Source organism: Oerskovia sp. PE-21s, assembly GCF_056158145.1.
Genome location: NZ_JBUXJM010000009.1, coordinates 56,925 through 79,097, shown reverse-complemented (window position 1 = coordinate 79,097; position 22,173 = coordinate 56,925). Strand labels below are relative to the sequence as shown.

Annotated in this window: 19 protein-coding genes; 3 read left to right on the top strand and 16 right to left on the bottom strand. The window is 72.0% G+C overall.

Annotation, left to right across the window (positions count from 1 at the left end):
- Positions 1-272: 272 nt before the first annotated feature.
- From ACZDYF_RS16525 to ACZDYF_RS16500, 6 genes are all read right to left on the bottom strand, one after another.
- On the bottom strand, positions 273-1,742 hold the full coding sequence (locus ACZDYF_RS16525) for a sodium/solute symporter (protein WP_475059716.1): 1,470 nt from the start codon (positions 1,740-1,742) through the stop codon (positions 273-275).
- Positions 1,739-2,176, bottom strand: coding sequence for a heavy metal transporter (locus ACZDYF_RS16520; RefSeq protein ID WP_204808721.1), 438 nt, complete (start codon positions 2,174-2,176; stop codon positions 1,739-1,741). The genes ACZDYF_RS16525 and ACZDYF_RS16520 overlap by 4 nt, the downstream gene beginning before the upstream one ends.
- Positions 2,173-2,949, bottom strand: coding sequence for a LytR/AlgR family response regulator transcription factor (locus ACZDYF_RS16515; RefSeq protein ID WP_307824292.1), 777 nt, complete (start codon positions 2,947-2,949; stop codon positions 2,173-2,175). Before ACZDYF_RS16515 ends, ACZDYF_RS16520 begins: the two co-directional genes overlap by 4 nt.
- Before the next feature lie 98 nt (positions 2,950-3,047).
- The gene (locus ACZDYF_RS16510; protein WP_475059710.1) at positions 3,048-4,238 is read right to left on the bottom strand and encodes a sensor histidine kinase; all 1,191 of its coding nucleotides are present in this window, start codon (positions 4,236-4,238) and stop codon (positions 3,048-3,050) included.
- Between the two features lie 89 nt (positions 4,239-4,327).
- On the bottom strand, positions 4,328-4,525 hold the full coding sequence (locus ACZDYF_RS16505) for a YbdD/YjiX family protein (protein WP_475059707.1): 198 nt from the start codon (positions 4,523-4,525) through the stop codon (positions 4,328-4,330).
- A gap of 10 nt (positions 4,526-4,535) precedes the next feature.
- Positions 4,536-6,821, bottom strand: a complete 2,286-nt coding sequence (locus ACZDYF_RS16500) for a carbon starvation CstA family protein (RefSeq protein ID WP_475059702.1) — start codon at positions 6,819-6,821, stop codon at positions 4,536-4,538.
- A 226-nt stretch (positions 6,822-7,047) separates the two neighbouring features.
- Here ACZDYF_RS16500 and ACZDYF_RS16495 point away from each other — a divergent pair, with 226 nt between their 5' ends.
- Positions 7,048-8,652: an ABC-F family ATP-binding cassette domain-containing protein gene (locus ACZDYF_RS16495; RefSeq protein ID WP_475059695.1), complete on the top strand. Its 1,605-nt coding sequence runs from the start codon at positions 7,048-7,050 to the stop codon at positions 8,650-8,652.
- A gap of 203 nt (positions 8,653-8,855) precedes the next feature.
- On the opposite strand, the gene ACZDYF_RS16490 is transcribed toward ACZDYF_RS16495, so the two are convergent.
- A complete protein-coding gene (locus tag ACZDYF_RS16490) occupies positions 8,856-9,407 on the bottom strand; it encodes a hypothetical protein (protein WP_475059690.1) in 552 nt (183 codons plus the stop codon).
- A 262-nt stretch (positions 9,408-9,669) separates the two neighbouring features.
- Between ACZDYF_RS16490 and ACZDYF_RS16485 the strand changes: the two genes are divergently transcribed.
- On the top strand, positions 9,670-10,593 hold the full coding sequence (locus ACZDYF_RS16485) for a ketopantoate reductase family protein (protein WP_475059682.1): 924 nt from the start codon (positions 9,670-9,672) through the stop codon (positions 10,591-10,593).
- A 37-nt stretch (positions 10,594-10,630) separates the two neighbouring features.
- Here ACZDYF_RS16485 and ACZDYF_RS16480 read toward each other — a convergent pair whose 3' ends face one another.
- From ACZDYF_RS16480 to ACZDYF_RS16445, 8 genes are read right to left on the bottom strand one after another with little or no spacing between them, the layout of a single operon-like run.
- Entirely contained in the window at positions 10,631-11,041 is a 411-nt protein-coding gene (locus ACZDYF_RS16480; RefSeq protein ID WP_475059674.1) for a hypothetical protein, read from the bottom strand.
- Between the two features lie 20 nt (positions 11,042-11,061).
- Positions 11,062-11,316 carry a MoaD/ThiS family protein gene (locus ACZDYF_RS16475; protein ID WP_191791346.1) on the bottom strand — a complete coding sequence of 85 codons (255 nt, stop codon included), beginning with the start codon at positions 11,314-11,316 and terminating at the stop codon, positions 11,062-11,064.
- Positions 11,317-11,362: 46 nt separating this feature from the next.
- Positions 11,363-12,370 carry a GTP 3',8-cyclase MoaA gene (gene moaA, locus ACZDYF_RS16470; RefSeq protein WP_400275018.1) on the bottom strand — a complete coding sequence of 336 codons (1,008 nt, stop codon included), beginning with the start codon at positions 12,368-12,370 and terminating at the stop codon, positions 11,363-11,365.
- Complete coding sequence (locus tag ACZDYF_RS16465) at positions 12,367-12,819, bottom strand: molybdenum cofactor biosynthesis protein MoaE (RefSeq protein WP_475059656.1); 453 nt, start codon at positions 12,817-12,819, stop codon at positions 12,367-12,369. Before ACZDYF_RS16465 ends, moaA begins: the two co-directional genes overlap by 4 nt.
- The gene (gene narI, locus ACZDYF_RS16460) at positions 12,816-13,523 is read right to left on the bottom strand and encodes a respiratory nitrate reductase subunit gamma (protein WP_475059649.1); all 708 of its coding nucleotides are present in this window, start codon (positions 13,521-13,523) and stop codon (positions 12,816-12,818) included. The genes ACZDYF_RS16465 and narI overlap by 4 nt, the downstream gene beginning before the upstream one ends.
- A gap of 3 nt (positions 13,524-13,526) precedes the next feature.
- The gene (gene narJ / locus ACZDYF_RS16455; RefSeq protein ID WP_364075195.1) at positions 13,527-14,285 is read right to left on the bottom strand and encodes a nitrate reductase molybdenum cofactor assembly chaperone; all 759 of its coding nucleotides are present in this window, start codon (positions 14,283-14,285) and stop codon (positions 13,527-13,529) included.
- Positions 14,282-15,808 carry a nitrate reductase subunit beta gene (gene narH, locus ACZDYF_RS16450; protein WP_475059638.1) on the bottom strand — a complete coding sequence of 509 codons (1,527 nt, stop codon included), beginning with the start codon at positions 15,806-15,808 and terminating at the stop codon, positions 14,282-14,284. Before narH ends, narJ begins: the two co-directional genes overlap by 4 nt.
- Position 15,809: 1 nt before the next feature.
- Positions 15,810-19,577, bottom strand: a complete 3,768-nt coding sequence (locus tag ACZDYF_RS16445; protein WP_475059633.1) for a nitrate reductase subunit alpha — start codon at positions 19,575-19,577, stop codon at positions 15,810-15,812.
- A gap of 128 nt (positions 19,578-19,705) precedes the next feature.
- Between ACZDYF_RS16445 and ACZDYF_RS16440 the strand changes: the two genes are divergently transcribed.
- Positions 19,706-20,536 (top strand): helix-turn-helix transcriptional regulator, encoded by an 831-nt coding sequence (locus ACZDYF_RS16440; protein ID WP_475059629.1) that lies wholly within the window; start codon positions 19,706-19,708, stop codon positions 20,534-20,536.
- A 47-nt stretch (positions 20,537-20,583) separates the two neighbouring features.
- Here ACZDYF_RS16440 and ACZDYF_RS16435 read toward each other — a convergent pair whose 3' ends face one another.
- Positions 20,584-21,888: an MFS transporter gene (locus tag ACZDYF_RS16435; RefSeq protein ID WP_475059626.1), complete on the bottom strand. Its 1,305-nt coding sequence runs from the start codon at positions 21,886-21,888 to the stop codon at positions 20,584-20,586.
- Positions 21,889-22,173: the final 285 nt, after the last annotated feature.

Genomic DNA, 22,173 nt, shown 5'->3' with positions numbered 1-22,173 from the left:
CTCCAGCAGGCGAAGGCCCTGGAGGAGCGGGCGGGGGCTAGGTCGCGGTGCCACCACTCCTTCGCCGGGAGGTCCCGGCCTCTCGTCGGTCCGCCGGACGCGCGGGGGTCGTGCGCCCGGCGCGAGGTCCGGGCCGAGGGTCGTCACGCCTCACGTCCACCGGCTCCGACGATACCCACGGACCGACCGGGCGTCGCGGGGATTTCCGGGGCGGCCGCCGAGTGCGGGGTTCGGCCGCGACTCGCCGGGCGTGTCGCGGCCGGACCACGCACTCAGCGCTCGGGAGCGCGCTCCGGCACGTGGAGCCGCCGCAGGAAGCGGTCCGTGCGCGGCTGCGGCCCGCGCCGGTCGCGCAGGGACACGACGACGGTCGTGGCGGTCGCGAGCGGGATCGTCCAGGCCGCGGGCTGGGCCAGGAGGCTGCGTGCGAGCCCGTCGCCGGGCCCGAGCGCCGAGGTGACGAGCAGCGCCGCGGCGCACAGCGCGCTGCCGACGACCATGCCCGCGATCGCCCCGCGCGCGGTCAGGCGCCGCCACCACACGCCCAGCAGGATCGTCGGGGACAGCGCGGAAGCCGCGAACACGAACACGGTCCCGACGCTCGTCACGAGCCCCTGCGGGATGGTCACGAGCGCGAACGCGAGGGGCACGATCGTGCACGCGACCGCGGACCAGCGGAACGAGCGGACTGTGCCGCCGAACAGGTCCTGGCTCACGACCCCCGCGAGCGAGACCACGAGCCCTGAGGACGTCCCGAGGAACGCCGCGAACGCCCCCGCGATCACGAGCGCCGAGAGCAGCTCGCCGCCGGGGCCCGGCACGAGCCGCGACGGCAGCACGAGCGCCACGGTGTCCGCGACGCCGGGCTCGGCGAGGTCGGGGGCGACGACGCGGGCGATCAGTCCCATGGTGCTCGAGACCATGTAGAAGACGCTGATCATGCCGATCACGACCACGGTCGTCCACCGGGCCGAGACGCCGTCGGGGCTCGTGTAGAAGCGCACGAGGACGTGCGGCAGGCCGATCGTGCCGAGCAGCAGCGCGAGCAGCAACGAGGCCGTCGTGTAGGTGTCGTACGCGCGCGGCCCGGCCTCGGGCGGGAAGACCTGCGCGGGGTCGAGCGTCAGGTCCTGCCCGCCGAGCACGATCAGCAGGAAGACCACGGGGACCGCGAGCGCCGTGAGCTTGACCCAGAACTGGAACGCCTGGACGAACGTGACCGAGCGCATGCCGCCCGCGGCGACCACGGCGCTCACGACCGCGGCCACCCCGACCGATCCGACCCACGGCGGCACGGGAGCCACGGTGGTGATGACGAGCGCGGCGCCGTGGAGCTGCGGCACGACGTACAGCCACCCGATGACGAGCACCAGGACGCTCGTGACGCGCCGAGCGGAGAGCGAGTCGAGGCGTGCCTGGACGAAGTCGGGGATCGTGTAGGCCCCGCTGCGGCGCAGAGGCCCGGCCACGAACAGCAGCACGAGCAGGTAGCCCGCGGCATACCCGACGGGGAACCAGAACGCCTCGGCCCCCGAGAGCAGCACGAGGCCGGACAACCCCAGGAACGTCCCCGCCGACAGGTACTCGCCGCTGATCGCCGACGCGTTCCACACGGGCTGCACCGTCCGGGACGCGACGAAGAAGTCGCTCGTCGTCCGCGAGATCCGCAGCCCGTAGAAGCCGATGAGCCCGGTCGCGAGCAGCAGCAGGCCGACCGCGACGAGCGGCAGGGCCGAGCTCACTCGTCGTCCACCAGTGCGCGGAAGCGTCGCTCGTTGCGGGCCGCGGCCAGGGCGAACACGAGCGCGAACGCCCCGATGACCGGGTAGAAGCCGTACGCGTGCAGGAGCCACGGCAGCGGCACGCCGAGGACGTGCACGTCGCCCAGCGTCGGCACCGCGCTCATCGTGACCGTGAGCAGCGTGACCACGGCCAGGAACGACACGACGCACGCGAGCGCGAGCCGCAGCTGGGTCCGCGCGAGGCTGCGGGCGTACACGGCCGCGGGTTCGCTCCCGCCGTCGGGCCCGGGCGTGTCCCCGGGGCCCTCGCGCACCGCGCCCGACGGCGCCTCCTCCCCCGCGTCCGGCGCGCCGGGTGGGGCGTCGGACGGGCCGGGCGGCAAGGGGTCGGTCGAGCGGACGACGACCCGCGGCGGCGGCTCCTGCGAGCTCACGGACGGCCCCCTGGGCGGCGCAGGAGCGCGTCGCGCACGGACGGCGCCATGCGTCGGCTCACCGGGACCTCCTGCCCGGCGACGACCACGACCGGGTGCGCACCACCGAGGCGGACCGCCGTCACGGCGGCGCGGTCGACGAGGTACGAGCGGTGCACGCGCAGGAAGCCCGCGGGGCTCCAGCGCTCCTCGAGGTCGGAGAGGGGCTCGCGCACCAGGTAGCTGTCGGAGTCCGTGACCAGGCGTGAGTAGTCGCCCTGGGCCTGGACCCAGCGCACGGCCGAGCGCAGCACGACGCGCGTCGTCGTGCCGACCGTGACGGCGATGGTCTCGTCGGCCGGGGGGACCTGCGTGGTCGGGGCAGGCCGCTCCGCGGCGTGGGTGTCGGTGCCGTCCGCGTCCCGGGACACCTGCGATGCCGGGCCGGACTGGGCGGCGACCGCGCGCTCGACCGCGCGGGCAAGCCGCTCGCGCCGGACGGGCTTGAGCACGTAGTCGACGGCCTCGACGTCGAACGCCTCGGTGGCCCGGGCCTCGTCGGCCGTCACGAACACCACCGCGGGCCGAACCGAGAACCGCGACAGCGCGCGGGCGAGGTCGAGCCCCGTGAGCCCCGGCATGTGGATGTCGAGGAACGCGACGTGCACGGGGTGCTCGGACAGCCAGCGCAGGGCCTCGGCGCCCGACGCGACGGCGTGCACCGAGCGCACGTGCGGGTCCCGGCGCAGGAGCGCGGTCAGCTCGTCGAGGGCCGGGCGCTCGTCGTCGGCCACGAGGACGTCGACGCCGGGACGCGGGCCTGCGGCTCCGCCGGCCCCGCCGGCCTCGTCGGCAGGACCGGCGGGCGGTGCGAGACGGGGGGCGTGGTCGCTCACGGCCGGCTCACCTCGGTCTCGTGCTGGGGCTGGGACTTCGGGACGCGCATCCGCACGAGGGTACCCGCGCCCTCGTTCGTCTCGATCTCGAGCGCGTGCTGGTCGCCGTAGAGCTGGCGCACGCGCGTGTCGACGTTGCGCAGCCCGACGTTCGTCGCGCGCGACCCCGTCGCGAGCAGGGCCCGCAACGTCTCGGGAGACATGCCGACGCCGTCGTCCTCGACCGTGATCTCGGTCTGGGTGCCCTCGTCGCGCGCGCTGATGACGATGCGCCCTCCCCGCTCGCGCGGCTCGAGACCGTGCCGGACGGCGTTCTCGACGAGCGGCTGAACGCTGAGGAACGGGATGACGGTCGACAGCGACTCGGGCGCGATCTGGAGCGTCACGGTCAGCCGGTCGCCGAACCGCGCACGTTCGAGCTCGACGTACGAGTGGACGCTGCCCAGCTCGTCGGCGAGCGTCGTGAAGTCGCCGCGGCCCCGGAAGGAGTAGCGCGTGAAGTCCGCGAAGTCGAGCACGAGGTCGCGCGCCCGCTCGGGGTCGGTGCTGATGAAGGAGGCGATCGCGCCGAGCGAGTTGTAGATGAAGTGCGGGCTGATCTGGGCGCGCAGGGCACGCAGCTCGGCCTGCGCGAGCGCGGTGCGCGAGGCCTCGAGCTCGCCCAGCTCGAGCTGCGCGGAGCACCACTGCGCGACCTCGCCCGTGGCCCGCACGAGCGGCGGGCGCACGCGCGTCGCGAACGCGACGACGGCCCCGGCCACGGCACCGCCCGCGAGGACGGGCGCCCCGACGGCCTCGGGCCCGCCCGACGACGGCTCGGCCCCCGCGTAGACCTGTCGCCTGCCGGTCTCGATCGTCCGGGCGCCGACGCGCTGCGCCTCGGCCCGGAGGGCGGCCGGGCCGTCGAGGGCCACGACGCCGTCGGCTGTCACGACCGCGAGCGCCTCGCAGCCGAGCAGGGTGCGCAGGTGGCGGGCGGCGCGTCCGACGTCGTCGCCCTCGAGGCCGTCCCGCAGGTGCTTGGCCGCGCGCGACGCGAGGTGCAGCGTGCTGAACGTCGCCCGCTCGGAGTCGCTGCCGAGCTCGCGCGTGCCGCGTGCGAGCCGCCACGCGACGACGAGCGCGGCGGTGAGCAGGACGCCGACGACGAGGCCGACGACGGCCCCGGTGAACACGGGTCCGGACATGTCGCGATCCTATTCCGGAGAGACGACGCCGAGGTTGACGGACCTGACCGCCGAGGGCCACCGGGAGCGTCACCCTCGGCGGCCGACGTTCAGCAGCAGCGGGCGCCGGGGTTGCGGTCCTGGTCGTCCATGCGCTGGCGCCAGAACTGGCGCTCGGTCAGGACGGGGACGTCGGACCCGTGCGCGGCGCGGCGGTGCTCCACGTACACCCGGTAGGCGTCGTCGCCCATGAGCTGGCGGACGTACCAGGCCGCACCCCTCGCCGCTCGGGCGAGCGCGTCGCGCACGGGTCCCACGTCAGTGTCCCGCGCCCGAGGAGACGGGCTGCTTCTCGGGCGGAAGCTGAGCCCACTCGGCCTCGATCTCCTTCTCCGTAGCGGTCGTCAGGAGCCCGGCGGGAGCGAACCGGCGCGAGGCCACGGGCTCGTCCTCGTGGTTCTCGCCGCCCCCCACCCGCAACGCCTTCATGGTCGTCACGAGGGCCGCGACCATGACGACGATCGCGAGGACCACGAAGATGATCGACAGCGTGCCCTGGACGAACGTGTTGCGCACGACCGCCTCCATGGCCTCGACCGACGTCGCGGTGCCGAACGAGGTCTCCCCCGCGGCCAGTGCCTCCTTGAACGCGTTGTGGTTGGCCCAGTAGCCCACGGCAGGGACGGGCGAGAAGATCTTCTCGAACGACGCGGTGATGGTCACGACCGCGGTGAACGCGAGCGGCACCGCGACGATCCAGAGCCAGCGGAAGTACGACCGGCCACGCTTGGCGACGATCGCGAGCACGACCGCGAGCGCGATGGCCGCGAGGAGCTGGTTGGCGATGCCGAACAGCGGGAAGAACGTGTTGATCCCGCCGAGCGGGTCGGTCACGCCGAGGTAGAGGATGCTCCCCCACCCGGCGACCATGACCAGGGTGCAGAACCACACCCCGGGCCGCCAGGTCACGTCCCGGAACCGGGGCGCGACGTTGCCGAGCGAGTCCTGGAGCATGAAGCGCGCCACGCGCGTCCCGGCGTCGACGGCCGTGAGGATGAACAGCGCCTCGAACATGATCGCGAAGTGGTACCAGAAGCCCATCATCGCGGCGCCGCCGAAGAGCTGCTGCATGATGTGCGCGAGGCCCAGCGCCAGGGTCGGAGCGCCACCCGTGCGCGACACGATGGACTCCTCGCCGACGGCCGCCGCGGTCGAGGACAGCATGTCGGGCGTGAGGTTCACTCCGGCCAGGCCGAGCGAGTTGACGAACGCGACCGCCCCCTCGATGGTGCCGCCCGTCGCGGCGGCCGAGGCGTTCATGGCGAAGTAGATACCGCGGTCGAGCGAGATCGCGGCGACGAGCGCCATGATCGCGACGAACGACTCCATGAGCATGCCGCCGTACCCGATGAAGCGCGTCTGGCGCTCCTTCTCGAGCAGCTTGGGCGTGGTGCCCGACGCGATGAGGGCGTGGAAGCCGGACAGGGCGCCGCACGCGATCGTGACGAACAGGAAGGGGAACAGGGACCCGGAGAACACCGGACCGGTCTCGCCGCTCGCGAACTCGCTGACCGCGGGGACCGAGATCTCGGGACGCACGATCACGATCGCGCCTGCGAGCATCACGATCACGCCGACCTTCATGAACGTCGACAGGTAGTCGCGCGGGGCCAGGAGCAGCCAGACGGGCAGGACGGCCGCGACGAAGCCGTAGATGATGATGCCGATCGCGATGGTCGTGCGGTCGAGGTGGAACAGGTCCGCGCCCCACGGGGTGTTCGCGACCCAGCCGCCGCCCACGATCGCGGCCATGAGCAGCACGAAGCCGATGATCGAGACCTCGGTGATGCGTCCGGGGCGCAGGTAGCGCAGGTAGACGCCCATGAAGAGGGCGATCGGGATGGTCATCGCGACGCTGAAGACGCCCCACGGGCTCTCGCCCAGGGAGTTCACGACGACGAGCGCGAGGATCGCGACGATGATCAGCATGATGAGCAGGGAGGCGACGATCGCGGCCGTTCCGCCGATGCGACCGAGCTCCTGGCGGGCCATCTGGCCGATCGTGCGACCACCGCGACGCATCGAGAAGAACAGGACGACGTAGTCCTGCACGGCCCCCGCGAAGATGACGCCGACGATGATCCAGACCGTGCCGGGCAGGTAGCCCATCTGCGCGGCCAGGACCGGGCCCACGAGCGGGCCGGCGCCCGCGATCGCGGCGAAGTGGTGCCCGAACAGCACCCGACGGTCGGTCGGGACGTAGTCCTTGCCGTCCGAGCGCACCTCGGCCGGGGTCGCACGCCGGTCGTCGGGGCGCGTGATGTACCGCTCGATGACCTTGGAGTAGAAGCGGTACCCGATGAGGTAGCTGCAGACTGCGGCGAAGACGAACCAGATCGCGTTGACGGTCTCGCCGCGCACCAGCGCGAGCATGACCCAGGCAACGCCGCCGAGCAGCGCGATGCCCGTCCAGAGCGCGACCTTCTGCCAGGTCCAGCGTGGTGCGAGGGCGGTCTCCGGGACCGCGGTGGGCGGGAGCGTCGGATCGGGCGAGAGCCCGTCGTCCGAGGCGTTCTCCGCCGTCGATCGGATGTCTGTCGTCATCGGTTCTCTCTCCCAAGGTCGCGTCGTTGCGTCCGACCGGGAAAGGCTAGGGACGACGGCGGGCCGTGATCCAGGTCACCTCGACGGACGGTCGAGGTGTGCGACGAGCGGTAGGCGCCGTGCGACGAACGGTCGTCGAACGGTGACCGACGACCGTCCGGACGGGCGCTCCGCGTAGTGTTCTCCCGTCGTGCCGACCTCCGGCACGGTGCCCGAGAGGACCCCTGTGAGCCTGATCCGCCTGAACGCCGTGAGCATGCAGTTCGACGACAAGGTCGTGCTGCGCGACGCCTTCCTCAAGCTCCGCGAGGGCGAGCGTGTCGGGCTCGTGGGCCGCAACGGTACGGGCAAGACGACGTTCCTCGAGCTCATCCTGGGCCGCAAGGAACCCACGTCGGGGACGGTCGACGTCAACCTCGGCGTGAGCATCGGGTACTTCTCGCAGTTCTCCGAGCTCGCGGGGCACCGCAGCGCGGCCGAGGAGCTCGGCGAGCTGTTCGCCGACGTCCACTCCACGCAGGCGCGCCTCGACGCGATCGGCGAGCGCCTTGCCGAGCCGGACCTCATGGACGACGGTGATGACGAGATGACCAGGCTTCTCACCGAGCAGGCCGACCTGTTCGAGCGCATGGACGCGCTCGACGGGTGGTCGTACGAGAACACGATCGACACGGTCCTCACGCGGCTGGGGTTCGACGCCACACGTCGCGCTCTCCCGGTCGACCAGCTCTCGGGCGGCTGGCGCAACCGTGCGGCGCTCGCCCGGATCCTGGTGCAGCGCCCCGACGTGCTGCTGCTCGACGAGCCCACGAACTTCCTCGACCTCGACGGCGTGCGCTGGATCGAGAACTGGCTCCAGACGTACCCGGGAGCGGTGCTCGTGGTCTCGCACGACCGCCAGTTCCTCGACGGCGCGGTCAACCGGATCGTCGAGATCGAGAACCGCCGCCTGCACGAGTACGAGGGCGGTTACTCCGACTACGTGCACGCCAAGCAGTCGCGCCTCAAGACGATCGAGCGCCAGTTCGCGCACGAGGAGGAGCTGCTCGCGTACGAGGTCGAGGCGAGCGACGCTCGCAAGCAGGCCGCGAAGGACAAGAGCCGGGGCCTCAAGCGCAAGCTCGCCGACATCAAGAAGCGCCAGGTGCCGCGTCCGGTCGACCAGATCATCACGACCATCTACGCGGACCTGCACGTGAGCGAACGACTGGTCGAGGTCGAGGGGCTCACGAAGGGGTTCGGCGGCGACCCGCTCTTCAGCGACCTCACGTTCTCGTTGCACCGCGGTGACCGCGTGGCCGTCGTCGGCGCGAACGGGTCCGGCAAGTCGACGCTCCTCGACGTGCTCACGGAGGTCACTCCGCCCGACGCCGGGCAGATCACCTGGAAGAAGAACTCGACGTTCGTCTCCTACAACCAGGTCGTGGCCGACCTCGACCTGGACGACACGGTCGCGCACGCGGTCAGCGCCGCCCCCGGGACCCTCGCGTACTCGGCGACCAAGAAGAACGTCAACCGCTTCCTGACGATGCTGCAGTTCTCCGAGATGGAGCTCAAGCAGAAGATCGGCACGCTCTCGGGCGGGCAGCGTGCCCGGGTCGCGATCGCGCAGTGCCTGCTGTCGGGTGCCTCGGTGATCGTGCTCGACGAGCCGACCAACCACCTCGACCTCACGAGCGCCCAGGTCATGGAGCGTGCGCTCGCGCACTTCCCCGGCGCCGTGGTCGTCGTGAGCCACGACCGCTACTTCATCGACAAGGTCGCCGATCGCCTCCTGACGTTCGATGGCGCAGGCGGCGTCGAGGAGACCGCGGCGTCCGGCGCACTCTGACGACCGTGCTCGGGATGCCGCGCGCGGCGGACGTCGACGGACCGGTTGTCGTCGAGATCGGGCTGGTTGTCGCCTCGGCCGCGCCGGATGCGACAACCAGCCCGATCTCGTGGAACGGTGATCCGGCAGCCAACCGCTTCGACTACGCGCGGCCGGACCTCGGCCAGCCGCCGCGACTCCTTCTCAGTCGTCCTCGGTGGGCGTCAGTCGTCCTCGGGAGCGGGGAGCAGGCCACCCAGGACCGCTGCCGCGGCGCCCAGGACGAGTCCCACACGCAGGTGCGGCGCGCGCACCCCGCGGGCGCGCATGCGCTCGCCCCAGCGGTACGCCCCCTTCTCCCCGACGACGGCGAACGCGGTCGTGGCCCCGAGGACGACGGCCGCCCCGACGGCGATCGCGACCTTGCCGCCCGGCGCGATCTCGACCGGGGTGAGGCCGTGCAGGGGGTTGTCCGGCCCGTCGTCGGACTCCCGCTCCCAGGGCCCTGCGGTCCGGTCAACGACGTCGGTGCTCGACGTCTCCCGCATCGCGTCGCGGACCTTGCGGACGCCGTCGATCGCCTGGCGGCCCTCGCCGGTCCGGAGCAGCACCGCAGCGCCGGCGACCCCGCAGGCCGTCTTGAGGAGCGCCCGGGTCCCGCGCCGTTCGACGAGGTCGGGCACGGCGTACCAGGCAGCCGTCATGAGCCCGTAGACCGCACCGGCGCGTGCGTCGAACGTCCATGGGCGGGTGGTCTCGGTCTGCTGCACCGGCATCGCGTCGTCCCTGCTGTGCGTCGTCCGCACGCTCGTTCGTCCCGGACGTCCACCGGCCGGGTATGCCGGTGCCGTGCTCACGGGCTGTCGTGAGTCACCAACGAGGCACCTGTCCGGTTCGTTCCACGGGCACACCTGCCGGCCGTCCCCGGGGCGTCCCACGGCGGGACCCGCGGCGGGACCCGCGGCCCGTGACCACCCTCACGCTCGCAGGACGCACGTCCGCGTCCGGCACCGACCGGACGTGTGGTCTCCTGAGGCCATGAGCGACGGGACGAACAAGACCACGACGGGGCACGGCGCACCACGGGAGGTCGCCGTCCTCGGCGCCGGAGGGGTCGGTGGCCTCGTCGGGGCCCTGCTCGTCCGCGCCGACGAGGCGACGGTGACCTTCGTGGCACGCGACGAGACGGCGGCGTCCCTGCGTGAGCACGGGCTGCACGTCCGCAGCGGGCAGCTCGGTGACGTCGAGGTCGCCGTCCGGGCGACGGCGCGCCTCACCGAGCCGGTCGACGTGCTGTTGGTCGCCGTCAAGGCCACCGGCCTGGCGGACGCGCTCGACCGGGTCGCCCCCGAGGTCCTCGGGGACGCTGTGGTCGTGCCGCTGCTCAACGGCGTCGAGCACCTGGACGTGCTGCGCGCACGGTACGGCTCCGCGCGGGTCCTCCCTGCGGTGATCCGGGTCGAGTCGACGCGCGTCGCGCCGGGCGAGATCGTGCACGGCAGCCCGTTCGTGGAGATCGACCTCGCCCCGGGCGACGTGCCGACGGACACGGTCGAGGCCGTGCGCGACCTCCTCGCGCACGCCGGGATCACGGTACGGGTGCTTCCTGACGAGGCCGCGCTGGTGTGGGCCAAGCTGTCCTTCCTGGCGCCGCTGGCCCTGCTCACGACGCGGTACCGCGCGACGATCGGTGAGGTGCGCACGGTCCACCGGGACGAGCTCGAGGCGCTGGTCGCGGAGGTCGCGGCGGTCGCGACGGCGTCAGGCGCACCGTCGGACCCGGCCGCGTCGCTGGCCCTGTACGACCGCTTCCCGGCCGGCGCCCGTTCCTCGATGGAGCGTGACGCCGAGGCGGGTCGGCTTCTCGAGGTCGACGCGATCGGCGGCGCGGTCGTGCGGGCCGCCGATCGCCACGGGGTCGCGGCGCCGCTCACGGCCCGGCTCGTCGCCGAGCTCTCCTGACCTCGGTCCCGCCGTCCTCGCCGGACCAGCAGCACCGTCACCAGTCGGCGGGCACCACCCAGTGCCTCGGCGTCTTCTGGTGCTCCACGAGCCTGCGCTGGGCGCGGCGGCAGTGCTCCGCCCGCTCCTCGGTGCAGAGCCCGTCGAGCCAGGCGACGTACCGGCGTTCGAGGCACCGGAACCGTGCGCGTCCCACCGCGAACACGGCGAGCGAGGTGAGCCAGTGCGCCACGAGCAGGGCGCCGACGAGCAACACGGCCTCGGGCAGCGTCATCTCGGGGAACGCCAGCAGCCCGTACCAGAGGACGGCGATGAAGGTGCCGAGCTGGCTCACGCTCGCCACCAGCAGCCACCCGCTGGTGACGGGGCCGTGCAGCCCGGCCATGCGCCGTCGGGCCGGGGCACCGGACGGTTCGTCCGCGTCCAGGGGCGGGTAGACCTCTCTCACCGGGACCCTCGCCATGTCGCTCACCCGCCGGCGAACGGTGGGAGCACGTCGATCGTCACCGGACCGGCGACGGGGGCGGTCGCCGCCTCGGGGCGCAGCGCGCGACCGTCCTGGAGGTAGGAGCAGACGACCTGCACGCGGCGCATCGGCTCGCCGTGGCGCCGCGCGCTGACGCGGAGCGCGGCCGCGGGGCTCTCGGTCTCGATCACCTCCTCGTCGAGGCCGTTCGCCGCGGCACGGGCCGCGGCGTAGTAGCGCAGGGTGATGGCGGGCATCTCGTCACTCCTTGTCGTACGGGGTCGGTGCGGTCTCGGGTGGGGGCTATCCCCCGATCGCGGACATGCCGCGGTCGGGTTGCCGGAACGAGGGGCTGCCGATCGTGTGCCCGGCGGCCTTGGTCCGGACCGCGAGACCGAGCGCTGCCGCGATCCGGTCGTCGTCGGCTCCTGCGCGCAGGAGGGTCCGCAGGTCGGTCTCCTCGCGCGCGAACAGGCAGCTGCGGAGCTGCCCGTCGGCCGTGAGCCGGATCCGGTCGCACGCCCCGCAGAAGGGACGCGTCACGGAGGCCACGATCCCGACGACCGCGTCGGTTCCGTCGACCGTCCACCGCTCGGCCGGGGCAGCGCCGCGCGTCGGCACAGGGAACAGGTCGAACGATCCGCTGAGCGACGCGAGCACCTCGTCGGCCGTGACCATGCCCTCGCGCGTCCACGTCCGGCCTGCGTCGAGCGGCATCTGCTCGATGAACCGCAGCTCGTATCCGCGGTCGAGCGCGAACCGGAGCAGGTCGACCGTCTCGTCGTCGTTGACGCCCCGTACGAGGACGGCGTTGAGCTTGGTCCCGGTGAAGCCCGCCCGGTCGGCGGCCGCGAGCCCGTCGAGCGCCTGGTCCAGGCGGTCGCGCCGCGTCAACCGCACGTACCGGTCGCGGCGCAGGGTGTCGAGCGACAGGTTGAGCCGGCTCAGCCCCGCGTCGCGCAGCGGGACCGCGAGCGCCGGCAGGCGCAGTCCGTTGGTCGTCATCGACACCTCGGGGGCGCCGGGGAGCGCGGCCAGCTCGGCCACGATCTCGACGATGTCGGGGCGCAGGAGCGGTTCGCCGCCCGTGAGGCGGATCTCCTGGATGCCGTGCCGGACCGCGACGGCCGCGACGCGGGTCATCTCGGCGACCGTGAGGAGCTCGTCGGAGGGCAGCCAGGGCATGCCGTCGGCGGGCATGCAGTAGGTGCACCGCAGGGAGCAGCGGTCGGTCAGGGAGATGCGCAGGTCGCGGTGGCGCCGTCCGAACCGGTCGACGAGCGCGCGCTCGAGCGTGGGCGCGACGCTCACAGCGCCCCGACCCACTCGTGCGTGCCGTCGGTGAAGACCTGCCTCTTCCACACGGGCAGGGAGGCCTTGACCTCTTCGACGAGGTCGCCGCACGCAGCGAAGGCCTGAGCCCGGTGGGCCGAGGACACTGCCGCGACGAGCGCGACGTCGCCGATCTCGAGGTCGCCCACGCGGTGCGTGACGGCTACCCGGACCTCGCCCGAGCGGGCCGCGACGCGGGCCGCGATCTCGCGGATGATCCGGTCCGCGTCGGGGTGGGCCTCGTAGGTGAGCGCGGCCACGGACCTCCCGCCGTCGTGGTCGCGGACGACGCCCGCGAAGGTCACGACGGCCCCGGCGTGCACGGAGGCCACCGCGCGCTCGTGCGCGGCCACGTCCAGGGCGGTCTCCCCCACGCCCGCGAGGACGACGCGGGCGACCGGGGCGGGGACGTCGGGGACCGCACTCATGCCCGCACCTTGCCGCGCCCCGGCGCCGCAGAGCGCTGCCGGTAGACCACGTACGGCCGGGCCAGGTACGCGACGGGCACCGACCAGACGTGCACGAGCCGCGTGAAGGGCCAGATCGCGAGGAGCAGGCACGCGAGGACGGCGTGCCAGCCGTAGACCGCGGGCGCCGCGGTGATGAGCGAGGGGTCGGGCTGGAGGACGAACAGCTGACGGAACCAGACCGAGACCGTCCCGCGGTACTCGTAGCCCGAGCCGAACACGTTGATCGCGACGGTCTGCCACATGCCGACCCCGATCTCGACCGTGAGCAGGAGGTACAGGACCCGGTCCATGGGCGTCGTGACGACGCGGATGCGGTCGGAGACGTAGAACCGGCGCAGCAGCAGGATCACGAGCCCCGCGCACAGCACGACGCCCGCGACGGTCCCGGCCGCGACCGCGACGACGTGGTACGCGTGGTCGGAGATCCCGAGGGCCTGGGTCCACGAGGTCGGGACCAGCAGCCCTGCGGCGTGGCCGAGGATCGCGAACAGCGCCCCGAAGTGGAACAGGGGCGAGCCCCACGCGAGCCAGCGCTTCTCGAGCACCTGGCTCGTGCGTGTCGTCCAGCCGAACTGGTCGTTGCGGTACCTCCACACGTGCCCGACGACGAAGATCGCGAGGCAGACGTACGGCAGCACCACGAAGAGGAGGGTGTCCCACATGAGTCAGCGTCCTTCCGGGGCGCAGGTGAATTCCGGGGGGCCGAAGGGCGCGCCGGGCGTGTCGGTCCAGCTCGCTCCCCCGTAGGGCATCGAGGCGATCTCGAGCCCCGCGTCGTCGCTGGGCGGCCCGGTGAGCGCGAGCTGGTCGACCTCGCCGCGCTGGCGCTCGGACACGGGCCCCAGGAGGTCGCTCACGGCCTCGAGGATCTCGCGGTAGTGCGAGCCACGGTCCGCGAGCGAGCGGCGGATGAGCTCGATCCCGCCGCGGTGGGTCCGCAGCGGCGCCTCCCCCGCCCCGGTCCCGGCGCGCGAGGCGAACTCGAGCACCATGGGCAGGTAGTCGGGCAGCTCGGCGTCGTCGGGCGCGAACCCGCACGCGCGGTAGCGCTGCTTGAGCGCGAGGAGCGCCATGCCGCGCTGGCGCGTGTCGCCGTGCAGGTAGTAGCTGAGGAACAACGACGACTTGCGGCGCAGGTCGAACGTCTCGACGTAGTGGGCTCGCGCGGCGCGCGGCTCCGTCCGCGCGTGCTGGTCCCAGAACGCGCGCAGGTGCGCGGCCGGGGCCGAGTCGGGCAGGGCCGCGACGGCCGCGGCGAGCTCGTCGGCGTCGGCGTACCAGGCGTCGTCGGGGTAGGCCAGCAGGATGCTGGCGAGCGCGAGGACGTCGGACCGGGCGGGGACCTCGACGAGGTCCTTGCGCCGCGAGCGCCGCAGGAGCGGGACGAACGCGCGCCTGCCCGACGCCGGAGCCTGGGTCGTCATGACGGCCTCCGAACCTGCAGGGGGACGGACACGGGGCCGCCGCGTGTCGCGGCCGCGCTCATGCCGGGGCCGCCCGGGTTGTCGAGCGAGCAGCCCGAGGCCCACGAGGCCATCTCGGCCGCGTCCTCCTTGTGCGCCGCGGGGATCACGTAGCGGTCCTCCATCTTGGCGATGGCGAGGAGCCGGTAGAGCTCCTCGACGTCCTCGGCCGAGTACCCGACCTGGTCGAGCAGGGCCTGGTCGACGTCGCCGTCGAGCGTGCGCCGGCGCATGTGGCTGCGCATCGCGGCGAGCTTCATGAGGACGCCCGCGACGACGTCGACGTCCCCGGCCGAGAACAGGCTCGCGAGGTACTCGAGCGGGATGCGCAGCGACGCGATGGTGTGGAACACGTCGTCGGCGTCGGCATCGTCCTTGCCGAGCTCGGTCGTGACGTCCAGGACGGGCGAGAGCGGCGGCACGTACCAGACCATGGGCATGGTCCGGTACTCGGGGTGCAGCGGCAGGGCGACCTTGAACTTCTGGATGAGCTTCCAGATGGGCGAGCGCTGCGCGGCGCCGATCCAGTCCTCGGCGATGCCGGCCGCCCGTGCCGCCGCGATCACGTCGGGGTCCGTGGGGTCGAGGAACACGTCGCGCTGGGCGTCGAGCAGGTCCTTCGGGTCCTCGACGGACGCCGCGGCCTCGACCGCGTCGGCGTCGTAGAGCACGAGGCCGATGTACCGCAGCCGGCCCACGCACGTCTCGGCGCACACGGTCGGCTGCCCCGCCTCGATGCGCGGGAAGCAGAAGGTGCACTTCTCGGCCTTGCCCGTCTGGTGGTTGACGTAGACCTTCTTGTAGGGGCAGGCCGAGACGCACATGCGCCAGCCGCGGCACGCGTCCTGGTCGACGAGCACGATCCCGTCCTCGACGCGCTTGTACATGGCCGACGACGGGCAGGCCGAGACGCACGCCGGGTTGAGGCAGTGCTCGCAGATCCGGGGCAGGTGGAACATGAACGTCTGCTCGAACGAGAGCTGGACCTTGTCGACCATCGACGCGAGGTTGGGGTCCTTCGACGCGATCTGCGGCGAGCCGCCCAGGTCGTCGTCCCAGTTGGGTCCCCACGTGATCTTCATGTCCTTGCCCGTGATCGCGCTCTTGGGCCGGGCCACGGGGATGTGCGGCGAGTTCGCCGGCGCGGAGATGAGCTGGTCGAAGTCGTACGTCGCGGGCTCGTAGTAGTCGTCGAGCCCCGGGAGGTCGGGGTTCGAGAAGATCGACGCGAGACGGCGCAGCCGACCTCCCGAGCGGAGCCGGAGTCGCCCCTTGCGGTCGAGCTCCCACCCGCCGTGCCACCGGTCCTGGTCCTCGTACCCGCGCGGGTACCCCGTCCCGGGCTTGGTCTCGACGTTGTTGAACCACACGTACTCGACGCCGTCGCGGTTGGTCCACGTCTGCTTGCACGTGACCGAGCACGTGTGGCACCCGATGCACTTGTCGAGGTTCATGACCATCGCGACCTGCGACATGACCCGCATCTCAGTACTCCACTTCCTGGTTGCGCCGACGGATGACCGTGTACTCGTCGCGCTGGTTGCCGGTCGGCCCGTAGTAGTTGAAGGCGTAGGTGAGCTGGCCGTACCCGCCCAGGAGGTGCGTGGGCTTCATCATGATCATCGTCAGCGCGTTGTGGATGCCCCCTCGCTTGCCCGACGCCTCGGCCTTGGGCACGTCGATGTTGCGGTCCTTCGAGTGGTACATGTAGACCGTGCCCGTGGGCATGCGGTGCGAGACCACGGCCCGGGCCACGACCACGCCGTTGCGGTTGACCGCCTCGATCCAGTCGTTGTCCGCGATCCCCGCGGTCGCCGCGTCGCCCTCGGAGATCCAGATCGTGGGGCCCCCGCGCGAGAGCGCGAGCATGTACGGGTTGTCCTGGAACTGCGAGTGCATGGACCACTTGGAGTGCGGCGTCAGGTAGCGCACCGTGACCTCGGTCGAGCCGGGCTCGCTGAAGCCCTGGTGGCCGAAGTGGCGTGCCATGTCGAGCGGCGGCCGGAAGACCGGGAGCTGCTCGCCGAGCTCGGTCATCCAGTCGTGGTCGACGAAGAAGTGCTGGCGACCCGTGAGCGTGTGCCACGGCTTGAGCCGCTCGACGTTGACCACGAACGGCGAGTAGCGCCGCCCGCCCTGCTCGGAGCCCGACCACTCGTAGCTCGTGAAGACGTTCTGCGGCCCGGTCAGGGTCTGGGCGAACGTGACCTGGCGGTCGTGGTTCTCCTCGGCCAGGTCCGCGAGCGGCTTGCCGACCCGCTTCTCGAGGGCCTTGAAGCCCGCGACCGACACGGCGCCGTTGGTCGTGCCGGACAGCGCGAGGATCGCCTCGCAGAAGTGCGCAGCGGTCTCGAGCGACGGACGTCCCTTCGCGACGCCGTCCTTGCGCACGCCGTTGGCCTTCGCGAGGAACTCGACGGCCTGCTCGGGGACCACCGTGACGCCCTTGGTCGTGGTGCCGACCTTCGAGATCAGCGGCCCGACGGCGCGCATCTTCTCCGCGATCTGGGTGTAGTCGCGCTCGACCACCACGAGGCGCGGCATCGTCACGCCCGGCACGGGCTCGCACTCGCCCTTGCGCCAGTCGAGGACGACGCCGCCCGGCTGGGCCATCTCGTCGGGGGTGTCGTGCGTGAGCGGCGCCGCGATGACGTCGGTGCGGGTGCCCAGGTGGGTCTTGGCGAGCTCGGAGACCTTGTCGGCGAGCCCGAGGAACGCGTCGTAGTCGGTCCGGGCCTGCCACGGGGGTGCGATCGCGGCGTTGAGCGCGTGCACGAACGGGTGCATGTCCGTGGTCGAGATGTCCTGCTTCTCGTACCAGGTCGCCGCGGGCAGGACCACGTCCGCGAAGAGCGACGTCGAGGTCATGCGGAAGTCGATGTTGGTCAGCAGGTCGAGCTTGCCCTCGGGGGCCTCGTCCCGCCAGACGACCTCCTCGGGCCGCCGTTCGGGCGGGGTCTCGTGCGCGCGCAGCGACGAGTCCGCACCCAGCAGGTGCTTGATGAAGTACTCGTTGCCCTTGGCCGAGTTGCCGATGAGGTTGGCGCGCCAGACCGTCAGGACGCGCGGGAAGTTCTGCGGGTCGTCCGGGTCCTCGACGGCGAACCTGAGGTTCCCGCTGCGCAGCTCGGAGACCACGTGGTCGGCCACGGGCACACCCGCGGCTGCGGCCTCGTCGCACAGGTCGAGCGGGTTGCGGTCGAAGCCCGGGTGCGAGGGCGTCCAGCCCATGCGGGCCGCCTGCGTCAGGCAGTCCATCATGCTGCGGTTCTTGAGGGTGCCCGGCCCCGTCGGGGACGCGAGCTCGTCGGCCCCGAAGCCCTCGTAGCGCCACTGGTCCGTGGCGGTGTACCAGAACGCCGTCCCCGCCATGTGGCGGGTCGGCCGCTGCCAGTCGAGCGCGAAGCCCATGTGCTGCTGACCCGTCACCGGCCGGGCCTTCTCCTGGCCCACGTAGTGCGCCCAGCCGCCGCCGTTGACGCCCTGGCACCCCGTGAGGGTCAGGAGCGCGATGAACGTCCGGTAGATGGTGTCCGCGTGGTACCAGTGGTTGGTGCCCGCGCCCATGATGATCATGGACTTGCCCTTGCTCACCTCGGCGTTGCGCGTGAACTCGCGCGCGATCCGGGTGCACTGCTCGGCCGGGACCCCGGTCAGGGACTCCTGCCACGCGGGCGTCCCGGGCGACGTCGGGTCGTCGTAGCCCGTGGGCCACGACCCGGGCAGACCGTCGCGACCCACCCCGTACTGCGCCATGAGCAGGTCGAACACGGTCGTCACGAGGCGGTCGCCCACGCGGATCGCCGGGACGCCGCGCAGGACCGAGGAGCCGCCCTCTGTCTCCCCCACGTCGAAGCGCGGCAGCTCGACCACGACCCCCTGCGCCTCGGCTCCCGCGTGCGTCAGGCCCAGCAGGCTCAGCGCCGGGTCGTGGTCCTCGAGGTCAAGGTTCCAGCGCCCCACGCCGTCCTCGGTCCACCGGTCGGCCAGCGTGCCGTTCGGCACCGTGAGCGCGTCGGCGGCCGTGTCGAGGAAGACCGGGCGGAACTCGGGGCGCTGCCCCGTCGCCCCCGCGACGGGCAGCCCGTCCAGGTCGGCTGCCGTGAGGAACTTGGCGGGCCGGAAGACCGGGGCGGGGTCGCCGTCGGGCCCCGTGCCCTCCGCCGTCGCACGCGCCCCCGGGGACTCGTCGAGCGTGACCAGGAACGGCGCGTCGGTGTACGTGCGCGAGTACGCCTCGAAGTACGGGACCTGGCGGTCGCGGTAGAACTCGGTGAGCAGCACGTGGCCCATGGCCTGCGCGAGCGCGCCGTCCGTGCCCGGGGCGGGGGCGAGCCAGTCGTCGGCGAACTTCACGTTGTCCGCGTAGTCGGGGCTGACCGCGACGACCTTGGTCCCCTTGTAGCGGGCCTCGGCCAGGAAGTGCGCGTCGGGCGTGCGCGTCACGGGGACGTTCGAGCCCCACATCATGATGTAGCTCGAGTTCCACCAGTCGCCCGACTCCGGGACGTCGGTCTGGTCACCCCAGATCTGCGGGCTCGCGGGCGGAAGGTCCGCGTACCAGTCGTAGAAGCTCAGCAGCGTCCCGCCGATCATCGACAGGAAGCGCGTCCCGACGCCGAAGCTCGCCATCGACATCGCGGGGATCGGGGTGAACCCGACGCAGCGGTCCGGCCCGTACGCCTTGATCGTGTAGACGTGTGCCGCGGCCATGATCTCGGTCGCGAGCTCCCAGTCCGCGCGGACCAGGCCGCCCTTGCCGCGGGCCTTCTTGTAGAACGAGGCCTTGAGCGGGCTCTCGACGACCTCGGCCCACGCGAGCACCGGGTCGCCCAGGCGGCAGCGTGCGTCGAGGTACATCTCGAGCAGGACCCCGCGCACATAGGGATACCGCACGCGCGACGGCGAGTACGTGTACCAGGAGAACGAGGCCCCGCGCGGGCAGCCGCGCGGCTCGTACTCGGGGCTGTCGAGCCCCGTCGTCGGGTAGTCCGTGCCCTGGTGCTCCCACGTGATGAGGCCGTCCTTGACGTACACGTCCCACGCGCACGACCCCGTGCAGTTCACGCCGTGCGTCGAGCGCACGACCTTGTCGTGCGCCCACCGGTCACGGTAGAACCGGTCCCACTCCGAGGGGTCCGTCTCGATCATGGCGTGCGCCGAGTCGAACACCTCGGTCTGCGGGAAGTGGCTGCGCGTCTTCAGCAGCTTCTTCATCAGGGGCGACATGGTCGCCGGGTCGTCGATGGTCATGGCGAGTGCTCCTCGGGAACTGCGTGGGGGGCGTTCGTGCGATGGTTGTCGTGGTGAGGACGTCGGCCGGGGGCAGCCGGACGCCTCGACGTCAGTGGTCCACGAGCGGGAAGAAGTGGGGCGAGCAGGTGCCCAGGCAGCAGGTCTACGGGGGTTTCGACGGCACGACGGGTCGCAGCGACCACGGCGGCAGGCGCACGCACGTCATCCAGCTGCTGCGCGACTCCAAGGCGCCGGTGTCCGTCCAGGACATCGCCGACGAGGTCGGCATCCACCAGAACACGGCGCGCTTCCACCTGGAGTCGCTCGTCGACGCCGGGCTCGCCGAGCGCACCCAGCAGACCCGGACGACGCCCGGCCGGCCCAAGGTGCTCTACCGCGGCACCCTGCCCAACCAGACGCACGAGCGTGCGCAGGCCTACCGGCTCCTGGCCGAGGCGCTCACGACCGCGGTCGCCGCCAACGTGCCCGAGGCCGCAACCCTCACGTACACCGTGGGCCGCACGTGGGGGCAGAAGCTCGCCGACTGCCCCGCCCCGGGCGAGGTGCTCACCGAGGACGAGGTCTCGACCCTGCTCGTGTCCAAGCTCGACGCGCTGTGGTTCGCGCCGACCCCGCGCGGCGAGCCGTCCGCGCACGTCTCCGCGCCCGGCAAGGGCATGGACGCGCTCGTGCTCAACAACTGCCCGTTCGTGGCGACCGCCCGCAGCACGCCGCAGGTCGTGTGCTCCCTGCACGCGGGCTTCATCAACGGCACCCTGGCCGAGCTCGGCTCGGACCTGCGCGCCACGGCCCTGGTGCCGAACTTCGGTCAGCACCACTGCGTCGCGCGGCTCGAGACCGTCGACCGGGGGCGTCACGACGAGGCCGCGCCGATCCCGATCGTCGTGGCCGGGGCGCCGGGGGGCGCGGGTCCGGGGGTTCTCGGGGCCGCCGGCCCCGCGCCCGACGCCTGCTGAGCGTCGGGCCCGGGGGCCTGCGTCGGGTGCTGCGGGCGATCTCATGATCAGCTCTTGGCCTCGGCGCCGGGCCGTGCGTAGAAGTGCCAGGCGATGCCTGCGCACAGCAGGGCGTAGGCGATGATCCCGCCGAACACGGCCGTCCTCGGCAGGTAGTTGAACAGCATCGAGAACAGGAACGGTCCGAACGCGGCGATCGCGGCGGTCCAGCCGATCACGCCGCCTGCCTGGCGGGCCGGGAAGATCATGGGCATCTGCTTGAACGTCGCGGCGTTGCCGATCCCGCAGAAGAAGAAGATGAGGACCATACCGGTCATGAAGATCGGCAGGCTAGGCGTCTCGCCATCCGCGACGGTGACCTGGCCGAACAGCACGAGCCCGGCCGAGGCCGCGACGCCGATCCCGGACACCACGGTCCACACGCCGCCTCCGAAGCGGTCGCACAGCGGCCCCCAGCACATGCGGGCGAGCGAGCCGACGAGCGCACCGAGGAAGACCCAGGTCAGGTACTCCGGTCCGAACTGCTGCTTGAGCAGCATGCCGAACGTGCCGGCGAGACCGGAGAAGATCCCGAAGGTCAGGACGTACTCCATGGTCATGAGCCAGGTGTGCTTGTTCTGGAAGATGTCGAACTGCTGCTTGAGGTTGGCCTTGACGGGCACCGACTTGAGCAGGGTCCAGGCGAGCACGACGCCGACGATCGCGAACGGGATGAAGATCAGCCCGGGGTTCTGCAGCCAGACCTGGCGGGGCTCGGCGTTCTGCGGGTGCGCGAGCTGGCCCGCGAGGCCGAACATCCCGAACCCGATGGCCCACGGCACGACGAACTGGACGACCGAGACGCCGAAGTTCCCGATCCCGGCCTGCAGGCCCAGGGCCGTGCCCTGCTTGCTCTTGGGGAAGAAGTACGAGGTCGAGGGCATGTATCCCGAGAAGACGCCGCCGCCGAGGCCCGCGGCGAGCGCGAGCGCGACGAGCAGCGCGTACGAGGGCTGCGTCGGGAGCATCACGACCCAGGTCCACCCGACGAACGGAATGATCATCAGGAGCGCGGACAGCGAGAGCATCTTGCGGGTCCCGAGCATGGGGGGGAGCATCATCCAGACGATGCGCAGCAGACCGCCCGTCAGGCCCGGCATCGCGAGCAGCCAGTACGACTGGCTCTCGGTGAGGTCCCACCCGGTGATCGTGCCGAGCGTCGGGATGAGCGCGCCCGGCAGGTACCAGATGATGAACGCGAGCATGAGGTTGAACGTCGTGACCCAGAGCGTGCGCCAGGCGACCTTCGAGTCCCAGCGCTGGGGGTCGTTGGGGTCCCAGTCGAGGAGGTCGCGGCGGGCGTCGGCGCTCACCTGGTGTGCGGGTCTGGGGGATACGTCGGCTGTGACCACCGGGGGTCTCCGTCCGAGAAGTGGGGCTGGGGCACCCACAACATATGGACGAGTTCACTCGTGCGTACCGGGACCTAGGTCCCGTCGCAGCGTCCTTGGTCCCGAACCGGGACACGGGCCGAGAAGGGCCGCTGACCTGCTGCTTTGCAGGCGTCAGGAGTTGTTGCGGATCAACTCGGACGGGCTCGTCCCCCGTGGCCCCGTGGTGCCCGACGGCGGGCCGCGCCAGGCGCGCGGGCGGCGGCG

What these genes read in the sequence shown, in the direction of transcription:
- ACZDYF_RS16465 (WP_475059656.1), bottom strand. Translation starts at nt 12,819, where the DNA reads ATGAGTGCGGTCCCCGACGTCCCCGCCCCGGTCGCCCGCGTCGTCCTC.
- ACZDYF_RS16485 (WP_475059682.1), top strand. Translation starts at nt 9,670, where the DNA reads ATGAGCGACGGGACGAACAAGACCACGACGGGGCACGGCGCACCACGG.
- narI (WP_475059649.1), bottom strand. Translation starts at nt 13,523, where the DNA reads ATGTGGGACACCCTCCTCTTCGTGGTGCTGCCGTACGTCTGCCTCGCG.
- ACZDYF_RS16510 (WP_475059710.1), bottom strand. Translation starts at nt 4,238, where the DNA reads ATGTCCGGACCCGTGTTCACCGGGGCCGTCGTCGGCCTCGTCGTCGGC.
- ACZDYF_RS16445 (WP_475059633.1), bottom strand. Translation starts at nt 19,577, where the DNA reads ATGACCATCGACGACCCGGCGACCATGTCGCCCCTGATGAAGAAGCTG.
- narH (WP_475059638.1), bottom strand. Translation starts at nt 15,808, where the DNA reads ATGCGGGTCATGTCGCAGGTCGCGATGGTCATGAACCTCGACAAGTGC.
- ACZDYF_RS16490 (WP_475059690.1), bottom strand. Translation starts at nt 9,407, where the DNA reads ATGCCGGTGCAGCAGACCGAGACCACCCGCCCATGGACGTTCGACGCA.
- ACZDYF_RS16500 (WP_475059702.1), bottom strand. Translation starts at nt 6,821, where the DNA reads ATGACGACAGACATCCGATCGACGGCGGAGAACGCCTCGGACGACGGG.
- narJ (WP_364075195.1), bottom strand. Translation starts at nt 14,285, where the DNA reads ATGACGACCCAGGCTCCGGCGTCGGGCAGGCGCGCGTTCGTCCCGCTC.
- ACZDYF_RS16475 (WP_191791346.1), bottom strand. Translation starts at nt 11,316, where the DNA reads ATGCCCGCCATCACCCTGCGCTACTACGCCGCGGCCCGTGCCGCGGCG.